Source organism: Gabonia massiliensis, assembly GCF_001403595.1.
In the GTDB taxonomy this organism is placed as follows: domain Bacteria; phylum Bacteroidota; class Bacteroidia; order Bacteroidales; family Coprobacteraceae; genus Coprobacter; species Coprobacter secundus.
This window is the reverse complement of sequence record NZ_LN877939.1, coordinates 540,747-556,433: the sequence shown is the minus strand read 5'-3', so window position 1 is coordinate 556,433 and position 15,687 is coordinate 540,747. Positions and strand designations below refer to the sequence as shown.

Sequence of the window (15,687 nt, the reverse complement as noted above, 5' to 3'; positions counted from 1 at the left end):
AATGGAGTAAAAAAATACAATTATGAAGAAACTGTTAATTATAATAGGGTACTGTTGTCTGACGATTGGGATAATTCGGGCCCAGATTATAAAGACAGATTTTTTTGATGGATTGAGTCTTGGAAGTGAAATAGAACAAGGAGAATATAATTCGGTTGTCCAAGATGGAACGAATCCTATAAAGGCGAATCAGTGGAATTTGACTGGTAGGGATGATATACAATATTTCCGCTCAGGGAGTTCTCCGGTTATAGCTGGTAAGCTTTTTTATCCTAATTATCCACCTTCAAATTTAGCGTTAAACGCAATACGTTTATCAAAATTATCTTCTGGAGGACGAATGAGTGTGTATTCATTAACTGCAGGAAATGAGTATGTAATGCAACCTTATTATTTAGCGTTTATGTTGAAGGTGGAGGATATATCTTCACTGCCGGACGATAATAATAATGATTTTATCTCGTTTGATGGAAATTACAGTGGAAATCATTTAAGAGGACGTTTGATTTTACGCAAAACAAAATTATTGGGAAAGTTTGCATTGGCATTAGGTGGTTATGATTCTGGTATTGAGCAGACTACGGAATATGATGTTGGGGAGACCCTTTTGGTAGTTCTTAAATATAATTTTTTTACATCGGATAGGTCAGTATCTTTGTTTATTAATCCAGATTTGGATGAGGAAGAACCCAAGCATCCTGATTTGAAACTTGATTTTACAGGAACAGATATGTTGGGACAAATACGAGGTATCTCAGTTCGACAATCTTCTTTTTATGCCTTGATGTTGGGGGGACTTCGTTTTTCGGATAATTGGGATGATGTTATTGGAAAAGATTCTGGAGATATTATATCAGGATATTCAACATTGGTAAATATTGGAGTGTCGGGTAAATTGGACTATAATCCAGATCCACAAGGATATTATTTGCCCGATTATAGTTACGCTGGATATCGGAATGGTGAAAAAAAAATACCTGTAGTACCTGTTGTGAAAACGATATCACCAGTTTCAGGTGACAATACTGCGCATATACAGGCGGCAATTGATGAGGTGGGGAGACGTAATCTTGATGTGAATGGTTTTAGAGGGGCATTGTTATTGCAGGCAGGAAAATATGAAGTAAAGGGTACGTTATATGTGAAATATTCAGGTGTTGTGCTTAGGGGTGTTGGAAACGGTACAGATGAGAGTAATTCGACAATTATATATGCAACAGGAGATATACCCCATCAGCGTAATGTGATGATATTAGGATACCCGTCTCAAGATACGTGGAATAATATAATATCTGGAACACAAAGAAATATAACGGATGAACTTATTCCAGTTGGAGCGCGAGAATTTTCAGTTACCGATTCTTCTCCCTATTCGGTTGGAGATCAAATAGTCATATACCATCCGTGCACCAGTCAATGGTTACAGGCCGTTGATTTTGGCGGTGTTCCAGCTCCTCAAGACGGTATGGCTGACGAACGTTGGAGAGAGGGAGAGTTGCCAATTGTATTTAACCGTTTTATAACCAGTATTGAAGGAAATAAAATTGTAATAGATGCTCCGATTTATTATACGTTGAATAAATCTTTATCGCAATCTTATATTTATAAATATGACAGAAGTAATATTCTTACAGAAATAGGTTTGGAAAATTTGCGAATAGACATTGAAAATGCTGGAGGAGAAGATGAAAATCATGCTTGGTCGGCGGTGAGATTTAAAAGTGCGGATTATTGTTGGGCGAAAAATGTGATAGTTAAAGGTTTTGGCTTATTTGGCATATCTGTAGAGTGTGTAACAAGGAGTACAGTAGATAGTTGCCAGGCGATAGAGCCAGTTTCTATTATTACAGGGGAAAGGCGGTATAATTTTAATGCTGGAAATAATTCACAGTTAGTATTATTTAAAAATTGTTATGCTAATAAAGGTCGTCATAGTTATGTTTCAAATGGAACGTCTTCGGTATCGGGTATCGTTTTTCTAAATTGCATATCGGATAGGGCTGTTGATGTTAGCGAATCTCATCGTAAGTGGTCGCAGGGATTATTATATGATAACTATAGGGAGCAAAATCTTTCTCGGAATTTTGTGTTAGGACTTTATAATCGTGTAGATATGGGAACAGGACACGGATGGTCAGCTGTACAATCAGTTTTGTGGAATTGCGATGTAACAGCTCGAGGTGTGATAGGATTACAGAAGCCTCCAACCTCTCAGAATTATGCTATTGGTTGTAAGGCTGGGGATATAACTGGACGTCCATTAGTAACTTCAGAATATGTCTCAGACTTTCTTTTAGGATTTGTAGAATCAAAAAATATGCCTATAGAGAGTATTCCTTCTTTGTATCTGGCTCAATTGAATGACCGTTTGAATAATACTACTTCATGTACTTCTTGTCCAGATGGTAAATCATATACCTTTACCCGAGATGGACAAACTGTTATTATTCATTTTGATGATGACATCCGAGATGGTCGGGTAGCAGTGTATACTTTGGATGGGAAATATGTTTTTACACAACAGTTTGAAGGAAATTCTGTACGGGTAAAGATGAACAAAGATAATGTATACCTCCTTCGTATTTCTGGTATTGGTTTTTGTTTTGTAGAGAAAGCAGTTCTATAAAATTGGAAATAATATTTTAAAGAGATAACGTGAAAATGCTATCTCTTTAAAATAAATATGGTAAAAGAATTAATCTATATTAGTAAAAGTGATGCGAGCATCATCATCTTGTATTGATACTCCTTGTACCTTAATTATGGGTTTATCCATGTTTGAAGGGATGCCAATTTGGGCCTTAGTGAGATTACCATTTGTCCATTCTATATCTATCAGATATCCATTTCGAGCAGCTAACCCTGAAATTTTACCTTCTGGCCACTCTGTTGGTAATGCAGGTAATAAATCAATAAATCCGTCGTGTGATTGTAATAGCATTTCAGCGAATAGACCTGCTGTAGTCATAGTTGCGTCTACTTGCATATTACCCGATTGATTCGACATCATATTTTCATAACCACTTTCTTTTATTAATTGGTTGAAAATTCGAATAGCTGTATTGCCATCGTGAAGTCGTGCCCATATAGCCATTCTCCAAGCTGCTGACCAGTTTCCTCCGGTGTGAGGCCAACGATTTCCAAGTTTTCCGAAATTTCTCATCTCTAAAGACTTTTTTACGGTGTTGGCCCACTCCGGAGTATGAGTATATGAAATCATATTTCTAAGATTTTTAATGTAATCTTCATCCATATAGATTGAGGACTGTTTTTTCTTGGCTGACATGATTTGAACAAAGATATAAATATATATTATAAAATATTGAAATGTAGTAAAAAATATTAGAAAATTAGAGATATTTTTTATTCTATATATTCTATTTTATGAAATTGTTGTATTAAAAAAGAAGATAGAATAATAGTACGAATTTATGAGAGACTGTTGTTAATGTATGTCTTGAAGAATGAGCCGGATAAGTGAAATTATTGACTTATATATGGCAATTGCTAAGATCCCGAAAGCCAAATTTCAGAAAAAAAATGTTGTAAAACTCAATTATTAGTTATCTTTGTAGCCCGAATTTGGTTTGGATTTGATAAATTTTATTTTTTAAATCCAATGAAAAGGGAATCGGGTGAAATTCCCGGACAGTCCCGCTGCTGTGAAGCTCTATAGAAGTTCAAGATTATGAAGTCACTGGCATCTTGTTGGGAAGGCGTCTTGAATTGGAGTCAGTCAGAAGACCTGCCATGTTCGGTTGTGATTTTAATTATTATTTAATTGTAAAATCAACAGTTCTTATATTCTCGTGGGATAGAATTGGGAAATGAAAATTGAGAATAAGATACTATTATATGTCGGGTTTTCGTCCTGTGTGATGATGCATAATGCTATGACGTGTATCATCAGCAGTCAGATAGAGGGTGTACTTCCCTCTTTCTTTATAATTTCTATGCCACGGAATCACAAATTTTATAATAACGGTCTGAAACGGTGTAAATGCTGTGTTCAGAGTTGATATAGAAATAATAAATCCTAAATTAGGAATAGAATGATAAAGAAAATATTAGTTGCTAATCGGGGTGAAATTGCGGTACGAGTGATGCGCTCATGCAAAGAAATGGAGATAAAAACCATTGCTGTTTTTTCTGAAGCTGATAGAACTGCACGTCATGTTTTCTATGCTGACGAAGCGTATTGCATCGGTCCGGCAGCATCAAAAGAGAGTTATCTGAATATCGAGAAGATTATAAATGTCGCTAAAGAGCATGGAGCTGATGCCATTCATCCAGGATATGGTTTTCTTTCAGAAAATGCTGCTTTCGCCCGTCGGTGTAGAGAAGAAGGAATTATTTTTATAGGTCCTGAACCGGAGACGATGGAAGTTATGGGTGATAAGATATCTGCCCGTTTACGGATGATAGAAGCTGGAGTTCCGGTAGTTCCTGGGACACAGGAAAATCTGAGAAATGTCGAAGAGGCGATAGAGTTATGTAATAAAATAGGTTATCCTGTTATGTTAAAAGCTTCTTCTGGAGGAGGAGGGAAAGGAATGCGCCTTATACATAACGAAAGTGAAGTAGCAGAGGCATATAATAATGCTAAATCTGAAGCCCTTTCGTCGTTTGGAGATGATACGGCTTATCTTGAGAAATATGTAGAGGAACCTCATCATATTGAGTTTCAGATATTAGGTGATACCCATGGTAATGTAATACATTTGTGTGAGAGGGAATGTTCGGTACAGAGACGTCATCAGAAAATAGTAGAAGAAAGTCCATCATCGTTTATCACCGAAGAGTTACGGAAGGATATGGGTGAAAAAGCAGTTGCTGCGGCAAAGGCTGTAAATTATATAGGTGCTGGTACTATAGAATTTTTAGTGGACAAGCATCGTAATTACTATTTTTTGGAGATGAATACCCGTTTGCAGGTAGAGCACCCGATTACAGAAGAGGTATTAGGGGTGGATTTGGTGAAAGAACAAATACATATTGCTAATGGAAAGTCCTTACATCTGAAACAAAGTGACATTATGCAACGTGGACATGCTATTGAGTGTCGAATTTGTGCAGAAGATACCGATTTTAACTTTATGCCATCTCCCGGTATTATTCGTCAGATAACAGAACCAAATGGGATAGGAGTTCGTATTGATAGTTATGTATATGAAGGTTATGAAATTCCGGTACATTATGACCCGATGATTGGTAAACTTATAGTTTGGGCTACTTGTCGTAAATATGCAATCGAACGGATGCGACGAGTGCTTTATGAGTATAAAATAACGGGGGTAAAAAACAATATTCCGTATTTACGCCGTATTATGGATACCCCTGATTTTGTACAAGGTGGCTATGATACACATTTTATAGAAAAAAATGCAGAGTTTTTATTACATGGAGTTTCGGGTAATGAAGAAAAATCTGAAAATATAGCGATGATAGCAGCGTATATTGACTATTTGATGAATTTGGAGGAGAATACGTCTACTACAGTTGATAATCGTCCTATTAGTCGATGGAAAGCATTTGGTATGCATAAGGGGGTATTAAGAATTTAATCCAGAAAGTAATGGAGGTACATATAGGTAAACGAATAGCTGAGATTGAACTCGTAAGTAAAGATGGTAATAAAGTGCAATTGACTATCGATGGCAAATCATATGAAGTAGATGTGGTTATGGCAGAGAATGGAATATGTTCTATATTGCATGATGGACAATCTTATAATGCGGAGCTGATAAAGTCCGAAGGGGGGAAAAATTACCGAGTAAATACTCATTTTTCATCTTATTCTATTGATATTGTTGATTCTCAAGCTAAATATCTTCGTACTCGAAAGAAAGAGGAGGATAAACAAGACGATAAGATTGTGTCTCCTATGCCGGGAAAAATTGTAAGCATACTTGTAAAAGAAGGAGATAAACTTTCGGCAGGAGATACAGTATTAGTCATTGAAGCTATGAAAATGCAGAGCAATTTTAAAGTTACATCTGATTGTTCAGTAAAAGAAATCTTGGTAAAAGAAGGGGACTCTGTAGTGAATGACCAAGTGTTAGTTAAACTGGAGTTAAGTTCAACAGAAGAAATGTAAATATGGATAACGAAAAAAAATATGAAGCTTTTATCGAGAAAGATAAGATGGCCGAATTGGGTGGAGGTCTCGATAAATTACAAAAGCAGAGAGAATCGGGAAAAATGACAGCACGAGAACGTATCGAGGTTCTCCTCGATAAGGGGACTTTTGTTGAATTTGATAAGTTTGTAGTACATCGATGTACTAATTTTGGGATGGATAAGACCAAAATTCCGGGGGATGGTATTGTTTCTGGATATGGTAAGATAGATGGGCGATTAGTCTATGTTTATGCTTATGATTTTACTGTATATGGAGGTTCATTGAGTTCTACTAATGCCCAAAAGATTGTGAAAGTGCAGTCTTTGGCATTGCAAAATGGAGCTCCTATTATCGCTTTAAATGATTCAGGTGGAGCTCGTATTCAAGAAGGAGTGGAAAGTCTGACGGGATATGCCAGTATTTTTTATCAGAATACAATGGCTTCAGGTGTAGTTCCTCAGATTTCGGCTATTTTGGGCCCTTGTGCAGGAGGAGCCTGTTATTCTCCAGCTCTTACAGATTTTATATTTATGGTTCGGGATAAAAGCCATATGTTTGTGACAGGACCGGATGTAGTGAAGACTGTTACTCATGAGGAGGTAAATAAGGAAGAGTTGGGAGGAGCTTATACTCATAGTAGTAAAAGTGGTGTAACTCATTTTATGGGAAATAGTGAAGAGGAAGTTTTGATGGGAATTCGTGAATTGCTTAGCTTTTTACCATCAAATAATATGGAGGATGCTCCAATAAAAGCTTCTACAGATGATATTCGTCGTGAAGAAGAAAGTTTGCAGACAGTTGTCCCTGCTGACCCCAATATGCCTTATGATATAAAAGATATTATAGAGACAGTTATCGATGATCATTATTTCTTTGAAGTGATGCCCCATTTTGCTAAAAATGTGGTTATTGGTTTTGCTCGCCTTGGAGGACGACCTGTAGGTATTGTTGCTAACCAACCAGCTTATCTGGCAGGAGTTCTGGATATTGATGCATCAGATAAGGCTGCCCGTTTTATTCGTTTCTGTGACTGCTTTAATATACCTTTAGTGACGTTTGAGGATGTGCCGGGATTTCTTCCTGGGTGTACGCAAGAACATAATGGGATTATTCGCCATGGAGCAAAAATTGTATATGCTTATGCTGAGGCTACAGTCCCTAAGGTAACATTGATTACTCGTAAAGCTTATGGTGGTGCTTATATTGTAATGTCCAGCAAACAAACAGGTGCCGATGTTAATTTAGCGTATCCAACGGCTGAAATTGCGGTTATGGGAGCTGAAGGGGCAGTAAATATTCTTTATCGTCATGCTGATGCCAATACTAAAATGCAAGCCATTGAAGATTATAAAGCTAATTTTGCTAATCCTTATAAAGCGGCGGAATTAGGCTATATTGATGAAATTATTCTACCTAAGCAGACCCGTTATAAACTGATTCAGGCTCTTGAGATGGCTCAGAATAAGAATAAAAGTAACCCTCCTAAAAAACATGGAAATATGCCATTATAAAAATATTATATAGATGTTTTGAGAGCAAAAAAGCAAGTGTAAACTTGCTTTTTTGCTTTTATTAATTTCGGAGAGTATATCCTTTTTTAGAAGAAGGGAAATAAATATTTTTTTAAGAGTTTATTTTGTAGGTTTATTTTTTTTCATTCCTTTATAGACAAGGAATATTAAAACAAAAATACCTATAGCAATAAATACCCAGCCTATTTCTTGGCTATATTCAGATACTTTAGCCATGAGTTGGTCTTGGGGTACTACAGATTCAAGATAATAACCTATAGCTGCTAATATTCCGTTCCAGAGACCGGCTCCTAAAGTTGTATAGAGTAGGAATGTGGATAGTTTCATTCTGGCTAGTCCTGCTGGTATTGATATGAGTTGACGTACAGCGGGTACTAAACGCCCGATAAACGTTGATATACGACCATTTTCATCGAAATATCGTTCAGCTTTAGCAACTGATGCTTCGTCAATAAGGCACATGTGTCCAATACGGCTATTTGCAAATTTATATACCAATGGCCTTCCTACCCATAATGCTAAATAGTAATTGATTAGTGCACCAATATTTGCCCCGATGGTAGCAAATAAAATGACCAACCAAATATTTAATTCTCCAGCCGCAGCTTTATAAGCAGCAGGAGGGACAACGATTTCTGAGGGAAAAGGGATGAATGAGCTTTCGATAGTCATCAATAAAGTAATAGTCCAATAATTCAGATTATCAAGGCACCATTGTATAAAAGATAAAGACTCCATAAAATAGTATCAATTAGATAATTATATTTTTTGTCAAAAGTAGATATTATTGGTTGAAGCGGCAATGACATTTTTATTGCAATAATATTACAATAATATTACAAAAGTGTTTATATAAATAATAATGTTTTTATATGTTAAATTTGGGTTATTGTAGAACAAAGTGGGATAAAGATATGTTTTATGTGCAGAACGAGGGTTTCAATGGGCCAGTTCGTGGAAGACAACTTTCTACAGAGCAATCTGATAAGAAGAGAATAAAAGAGTTTATTTAGAGTCTTCTGTTGAGAATAAAAATTTGGTTAGAAAGATAATATATTCTTGTTTTTTGTGTGTTTCATTGGTATTATTATCCTTGCTTGTTCCTTTGAATAAGCATTATCCTCTTTCTTGTTTTTGATATATTTCAAGTTTAGGAAGGCTGTCTCGTGAGAAACAGCCTTTTTAAATTATAATTACTTTGTTTTAATATAGTTTGGTCTATTGGTTTGATAATAATAAAAAAGCACCTTTTTTAAATAAGGTGCTTTTGTCTAAGTTTAAATGCAGAGGCATTTGTAAATCGATTATCCAAAACTAAAAAAATCAAGAGGACGTTTGTTACTAATATAACATTCTCCTCTGTTTTCGCAGCAGAAAATTTTCTTTTCCCGCGCTAACCACCCGATAGCTGCAAACATTGCAACGTCGTCCAGTTCCAGTCTTTTCATCATTTGGGTAGAAGTGATCGTGTATGTCTCTTCAAGCACACGCCATATTCTCCCGGCATTTTCGGCAATTGTAAGTGCTTTCATAACATAAAAGTTTATATGTAAAGGAACTTTAGATGTAATAAAGTTACATCTATTTTGTCACGAAAACAAATAAATAAAACTATTTGTTTAACGATTTTACATTATTTATATTTTTATGTTATTCCCTATAAGTGTCTTATTGACAATTAATTGTCACTCTGTTCTATTATATCTGAAGGAAAGTCTGTTTCGTTAGAGTCTTCTTCAATTAGTGTTCCGGCAAATAGCCAATACATCATCAATATAATTGCGATGGCAATGGCTATAATTTTCCAAATTTCCAGTTTTTTTGTTTTCATATTAACGTGTAAATATATATTGATTTTCAGAAGAAAGATGACCATTGTAATGATACTTATCTTCCGTAAAATGTTTTAAATCTTCAGGATTATATAATTTATTTTTGATGATATATCTGGCTATTTTTCCTCGAGCTTGTTTTGAGTAAATTTGGAATGATTGTAGTTTTCCGTTACGATAATCTTTGAAAATAAGATTGATTACTCGTATATTTTTGTTTAAAGAAATGGAATCAAGAGCTTTAAGGATTTCGTTAGATGCCAGATTTATAAGTATTCTATTGTGTTTGAGAGTATCATCAATACAAAAAGGTGTTAGTTTGGGACGCCAGAAATTATATAGATTTCCTTTACTTATACCGGGTACGTGCATTTGGAGCATCATCCGATATACTTCAATTTTATCTAGAGGTTTTATCCACCCATACAAAGTTGATAGGATACGTACATTTTTCTGGGCATATTCAAAATCAGTTTTATCGAAATTATAAGCATTTAATTCTTTGTAGAGGTTCCCGGCGTAAGCTAATATTGCAGGTTTTGAAGGGTTCTTTGGTGTTCCGAAGTGTTGATAAGCAATATAACTATTTTTTGCCAAAGAAGGGTTGAGTTTCATTTCTTTTGCCAATTTTTCGGACGATAGCTCTTTCATACCTTTGGCTATTTGTTTGGCTTCGTTTAGAAAATGTGGTATTGTAGCTGGAGGACAGTCAGTCGGAACCGGGGTTGACATGTCCATTGTTCGGGTAGGAGAGAGTAAAATTAACATAATCTGTAAGTTTTTTATTAGAAAACAAAAACTTACAGAAATAGTTCTTTCTAATTTGTTTTTTAAACTGTTGGGTAATAGAAATAGGCTTGTATTATAATTTTATTTTCTTTTTCGTTCCTTTTATACTTTCATTGTGCATACGGTCGACAGCAGTTACAACGTAAGTATATTCTTTGTTCCCTTTTTGGTAAGGCAATACATAGCCTGTTTCACGAGTAATAGCAACAAGATTGTTTGCATTCGACAAATCTATCGGTTCTCCTTTTTTAAAACGATATATACAAAAATATATTTGTTTTTGCATCTCATCTCGTGTATTCCGGCGTTTCCATTCCAGAACATAGCCTTGTGATGTCCATCTTGTTTTTAGTTTTTTTACTTCTTCTGGCGCTTTTGCATCAATAAACGTGTAAGCTGGAATGAGTGCTGGTGATGAAAAATAATCGTTTCGTAATATGCCACTTATGTTTTTATAGTTGTTTATCAGTTCGTAACCAGGCCAAAAACATATTCCAGATATATTGTCAAGATAACGGCTTAATTGCATTTTACGATTCAATTGTGTAAAATTAGGATTTATATCAGCAGCATTCATCGTACGTTTTACATCTTGTCCGATGTACATATGTCTTCCGTTGGAATGGCGGTTCCACCAATAAATTAAAGTTTCGGAACATGCGGCTTTGTGTCCTATTTCCCAATATAATTGTGGCATCATATAGTCTATCCATCCTTTTTGTGTCCATAGAAGTACATCTGCATATAAGTCGTCATAATTTTGTAGACCTTTGGTTTCGCTACCGTTTGCATCATTATGGATGTTCCGATATATTCCGAACGGACTTATGCCAAAGCGTACCCATGGTTTACGGTGTTGTATAGTTTGATGTAATTTTTTAATTAGAAGATTTACATTATTTCTGCGCCAGTCATTACGATTCATGCCATTATTATAGCGGGCATAACTATTATCATCGGGGAATGGCATTCCATTAATCGGGTAGGGGTAAAAATAATCATCCATGTGTATTGCATCTATATCGTATCGGGCAACGATGTCGTCGACAACCTTTGTGATGAATTCTCTTGATTGAGGCAATCCAGGATCGAAATAAATACCGTTCCCATATTGAACAAACCACTCAGGATGCTTGAAATAAATATGGTTTGATGCCAATGGTTCATTTATATTGCTACTTACTCGGTAAGGGTTGAGCCATGCATGCAATTCCATATTACGGGCGTGGCATTCGTCTATCAGGAATTTTAGTGGATCCCATTTGGGCACTAATGCAACGCCTTGTGTACCTGTCAGAAATCGGCTCCACGGCTCAAGTTTGGATGGATAAAAAGCATCAGCCATTGGCCTGACTTGAAAAATGATAGCGTTAATACCCGTTTGCTGTAATTGGTCAAGCATATTTGTGAAATAGGTTTGCATGGCATCTCGGCTCATTGTACTGTATTGTGATTGATATACAGTTTGTATCCATGCTCCTCTAAATTCGCGTTTGGGGTGTTGTTGCGCTTGTGTGATTAGGCATAATGTAAGTAGAAAAAGAAAAATCAGGTATCTTTTGAGTTTCATCGAATTCTATATTTATATTTAAAAGCAAAAATAGGTCTATATGAGGCTATTTTCCAAATAATTTCTCTGAAATTTATCTTAATTCTCTGCTGAAAATTTTGTACCTTTGTATCAAATTTTTTGAAAATAAATCGTGTATATAGTGCCGGTTTTCTAAATTGAAAATAATAAAAGAAGATATATGAATGAAATAGCAACGAAGTATAATCCTGCTGATGTAGAAGAAAAATGGTATGCATATTGGTTGAAAAATGGGTATTTTAAATCGAGACCTGATGGGCGAGAGCCTTATACGGTTGTTATTCCTCCTCCTAATGTGACAGGTGTGTTGCATATGGGGCATATGTTGAATAATACTATTCAGGATATTCTGGTACGTCGGGCAAGAATGACAGGTAAGAATGCTTGTTGGGTACCGGGTACAGATCATGCTTCGATTGCAACGGAAGCTAAAGTCGTAAATAAATTAGCAACCCAAGGTATTAAAAAGACAGATTTGACCCGTGATGAGTTTTTGAAACATGCATGGGAATGGACTGACACTCACGGTGGTATTATTTTAAAGCAGTTGCGTAAGCTTGGAGCATCGTGTGACTGGGACCGTACGGCTTTTACAATGGACGAAAAGCGGTCGGAGAGTGTTCTTAAAGTATTTGTCGACCTTTATAACAAAGGGCTGATATATAGAGGAGTACGTATGGTAAATTGGGATCCTAAAGCTCTGACAGCCCTTTCGGATGAGGAGGTTATTTATAAAGAAGAACATAGCAAGTTGTTTTATCTTCGATATAAGATTGAAGGGGAAGATGGATATGCTATTGTTGCTACTACCCGTCCTGAGACTATTATGGGAGATACGGCAATGTGTATTAATCCGAATGACCCTAAGAATAAACATCTTCGAGGTAAGAAAGTCATAGTTCCTTTAGTGAATCGGATAATTCCTGTTATAGAGGATGATTATGTAGATATAGAATTTGGTACCGGATGTTTGAAGGTAACCCCAGCTCACGATGTGAATGATTATATGTTGGGAGAGAAATATAATTTACCAAGTATAGATATCTTTAATGATAATGGAACGTTGAGTGAAGCTGCCGGTCTGTATATAGGTATGGACCGTTTTGAGGTACGTAAACAGATAGAAGAAGATTTGAAAAAAGCCGATTTACTTGAAAAGGTAGAAGCTTATACAAATAAAGTCGGTTATTCTGAACGGACAAATGTTGTCATTGAGCCTAAGCTTTCCATGCAATGGTTTTTGAAAATGTCTGATTTAGCAAAACCTGCTTTAGAGGCTGTAATGAATGATGATATAAAATTCTATCCGTCCAAGTATAAAAATACGTATCGTTACTGGATGGAGAATATTAAAGATTGGTGTATTAGTCGCCAATTATGGTGGGGACACCGTATTCCGGCTTATTATTTGCCTGAAGGCGGATATGTAGTTGCTGCTAAAGAAGAAGAAGCATTGAAATTAGCTCGGGAAAAAAGCGGGAATTTTGCTTTGCAAATGAGTGATTTGCACCAAGATGAAGATTGTCTTGATACTTGGTTTTCTTCTTGGTTGTGGCCGATATCTTTATTTGACGGAATTAATAATCCTGGTAATGAAGAAATAAAGTATTATTATCCTACCAGTGATTTGGTAACGGGTCCTGATATTATATTTTTCTGGGTAGCGCGTATGATTATGGCCGGTTATGAATATGAAAAGGATAAACCTTTTAGAAATGTCTATTTTACTGGTATCGTGCGAGATAAAATCGGACGGAAAATGTCCAAATCATTAGGTAATTCACCTGACCCTCTTGAATTGATAGAAAAATATGGTGCCGATGGGGTGCGCATGGGGATGATGTTGTCTGCTCCGGCAGGAAATGACATTTTATTTGATGATGCATTGTGTGAGCAAGGTCGTAATTTCAATAATAAGGTATGGAATGCTTTCAGGCTTGTAAAAGGATGGGCTGTCGATGATAATCTGTTGCAACCGGAGTCGGCTGCTATCGCTGTACGTTGGTTCGATTCTTTATTGAACCGAGCAATGGATGAAATTGCAGATTTGTTTGGTAAGTATCGTTTATCAGAGGCTTTGATGACTGTGTACAAGTTGTTTTGGGATGAATTTTCTTCTTGGTATTTGGAGATGATTAAACCTGCTTATCAACAGCCTATTGATAAATATACCTATGAGTCGACTTTACAATTTTTTGATATATTGCTTAAGTTGTTGCATCCGTTTATGCCGTTCATTACCGAAGAATTGTGGCAGCATATTGTCTCTCGTAAGGATAATGAAAGCATTATGATTGAGCAATTGCCGATTGTGAAACCGATTGATGAAGCTTTAGTTTCGGGATTTGAATCTGTGAAAGAGGTGATTTCGGGTGTTCGTACTATTCGTTTACAAAAGAATATTCCTAATAAAGAGGCCTTGGAATTGCAAATTGTTGGAGAACATAATACAGATTATGATTCAGTTATTACTAAACTTGCTAATATATCAGCTATCATTCGGGTTACGGAAAAAGATATTACTGCTGCTGCTTTCTTAGTAGGGACTACTGAGTATGCGATACCTTTAGGTAATAGCATAGATATCGAAGCTGAACTTAAAAAACAAGAAGAAGAACTGAAATATTTACAAGGTTTTTTAAAGTCTGTGAAAGCGAAGTTGGGTAATGAACGTTTTGTAAGTAATGCTCCTGCGCAGGTTGTTGAAAATGAACGGAAAAAGCAATCTGATGCAGAAAGTAAGATAAAATCTTTGGAAGAGAGTATTGCTGCGTTAAAAAAATAAGTGAAAGGCACAGCTGGTAAATATAGTACTCGTATTGGCCAGCTGTGTTCTTTTATTTTTGTTTTAGACTATATGCATAAGAGAGGAAGAAAAAGACTTGATGAATGGCGAGAACAATATTGATAAAGATAAGTGAGTATATTGCTTATACTGATAGATAGGACGAGCAGTTTTTGTGTATTGCTGATACTTGTGAACCTATGTATACCTATGTCTTTGTTGGTATTGTTGATATTTAATAATAAAGATAATTATATTGTAGGTCCGAAAATGGCAATTGAAGTATGATGCGGTAGATTTGCATATTAAGAGAAAGAGAGTATAGTCATATTTCTGGTAAAAGTTTATTTTTCTTTTTTTAGTTTTTTCTTAAAAGTAAATTTCAGAACAGAGGGTTTAAAAATAAAGAGAAGAGCCATTAATGTTGATAGTCGTCTGAAACCCGATATAGACTTATGGAAATAATAAAAAAGGCGATTAAGAGAGAATAACCCTAAAACAAGAAAAACATAAAAAAATTCTTTTCCAACCCCCACAACATCAAAAATATATATTGTTAATTTTTCAAGTGAAGACTGGATAGTGCTCTAATTTTTTATTGTTATTGGGGAGTAAGATATCCGGTCAGACGAATACTTTTTTTTATGTTAGGTATTGTAGATGACGAATAGATATGCTATTATTTCAACTTTAAGTATGGTTATTTGTTATTTAATATAGGATTTTCTTTTAGGAAAAGAATTCAATAGATTGTTTTACTTAAAAAATAATGGAATTATGAATTTTCTTTGGTATATTATTATTGGTATTGTTGCTGGGTATTTAGCTGGAACTATTATGAGAGGTGGAGGCTTTGGCTTAGTTATCAATCTTATTCTTGGAGTGGTAGGAGGTGTTCTTGGAGGTTGGGTATTTGGTCTGTTCGGGATTACGGCTACAGGTATTATTGGTAGTCTTATAACATCTGTTATAGGAGCAATACTTGTTTTGTGGTTGGCAACGTTATTTTATCGGCCTAAATCTAAATAGAAAGAAGG

At 35.6% G+C, this 15,687-nt stretch carries 12 protein-coding genes and 1 riboswitch; of the genes, 6 read left to right on the top strand and 6 right to left on the bottom strand.

From position 1 onward, the window contains the following. Positions 1-22 precede the first annotated feature (22 nt). Entirely contained in the window at positions 23-2,626 is a 2,604-nt protein-coding gene (locus BN2628_RS07105; protein ID WP_055096599.1) for a hypothetical protein, read from the top strand. A gap of 69 nt (positions 2,627-2,695) precedes the next feature. Here the strand turns inward: BN2628_RS07105 and BN2628_RS07100 are convergent, their stop codons facing one another. Next, on the bottom strand, positions 2,696-3,220 hold the full coding sequence (locus tag BN2628_RS07100) for a glycoside hydrolase family 95-like protein (RefSeq protein WP_257606422.1): 525 nt from the start codon (positions 3,218-3,220) through the stop codon (positions 2,696-2,698). A gap of 346 nt (positions 3,221-3,566) precedes the next feature. After that, positions 3,567-3,768, top strand: a riboswitch (cobalamin riboswitch). A gap of 284 nt (positions 3,769-4,052) precedes the next feature. Between BN2628_RS07100 and accC the strand changes: the two genes are divergently transcribed. Genes accC through BN2628_RS07085 form a run of 3 tightly spaced genes read left to right on the top strand, consistent with a single transcriptional unit; the run spans position 4,053 to position 7,632 of the window. Then, positions 4,053-5,564, top strand: a complete 1,512-nt coding sequence (gene accC / locus BN2628_RS07095; RefSeq protein WP_021931393.1) for an acetyl-CoA carboxylase biotin carboxylase subunit — start codon at positions 4,053-4,055, stop codon at positions 5,562-5,564. Positions 5,565-5,575: 11 nt separating this feature from the next. Beyond that, positions 5,576-6,097, top strand: coding sequence for an acyl-CoA carboxylase biotin carboxyl carrier protein subunit (locus BN2628_RS07090; protein ID WP_021931394.1), 522 nt, complete (start codon positions 5,576-5,578; stop codon positions 6,095-6,097). Positions 6,098-6,099: 2 nt separating this feature from the next. Further along, entirely contained in the window at positions 6,100-7,632 is a 1,533-nt protein-coding gene (locus BN2628_RS07085) for an acyl-CoA carboxylase subunit beta (protein WP_021931395.1), read from the top strand. A 120-nt stretch (positions 7,633-7,752) separates the two neighbouring features. Here the strand turns inward: BN2628_RS07085 and BN2628_RS07080 are convergent, their stop codons facing one another. From BN2628_RS07080 to BN2628_RS07065, 5 genes are all read right to left on the bottom strand, one after another. Then, positions 7,753-8,391 carry a DedA family protein gene (locus tag BN2628_RS07080; RefSeq protein WP_021931396.1) on the bottom strand — a complete coding sequence of 213 codons (639 nt, stop codon included), beginning with the start codon at positions 8,389-8,391 and terminating at the stop codon, positions 7,753-7,755. 566 nt (positions 8,392-8,957) lie between these two features. Beyond that, a complete protein-coding gene (locus BN2628_RS07075) occupies positions 8,958-9,185 on the bottom strand; it encodes a winged helix-turn-helix domain-containing protein (protein ID WP_021931398.1) in 228 nt (75 codons plus the stop codon). Positions 9,186-9,331: 146 nt separating this feature from the next. Further along, a complete protein-coding gene (locus BN2628_RS17560; protein WP_257606421.1) occupies positions 9,332-9,484 on the bottom strand; it encodes a hypothetical protein in 153 nt (50 codons plus the stop codon). Position 9,485: 1 nt separating this feature from the next. Then, a complete protein-coding gene (locus tag BN2628_RS07070; protein WP_044228058.1) occupies positions 9,486-10,253 on the bottom strand; it encodes a YaaA family protein in 768 nt (255 codons plus the stop codon). A gap of 94 nt (positions 10,254-10,347) precedes the next feature. Further along, complete coding sequence (locus BN2628_RS07065; protein WP_021931401.1) at positions 10,348-11,844, bottom strand: glycoside hydrolase family 10-like protein; 1,497 nt, start codon at positions 11,842-11,844, stop codon at positions 10,348-10,350. 181 nt (positions 11,845-12,025) lie between these two features. Here BN2628_RS07065 and BN2628_RS07060 point away from each other — a divergent pair, with 181 nt between their 5' ends. After that, positions 12,026-14,650 carry a valine--tRNA ligase gene (locus BN2628_RS07060; protein WP_044228059.1) on the top strand — a complete coding sequence of 875 codons (2,625 nt, stop codon included), beginning with the start codon at positions 12,026-12,028 and terminating at the stop codon, positions 14,648-14,650. Between the two features lie 777 nt (positions 14,651-15,427). Next, complete coding sequence (locus tag BN2628_RS07055; RefSeq protein ID WP_021931403.1) at positions 15,428-15,679, top strand: GlsB/YeaQ/YmgE family stress response membrane protein; 252 nt, start codon at positions 15,428-15,430, stop codon at positions 15,677-15,679. The last annotated feature ends 8 nt before the right edge of the window (positions 15,680-15,687 follow it).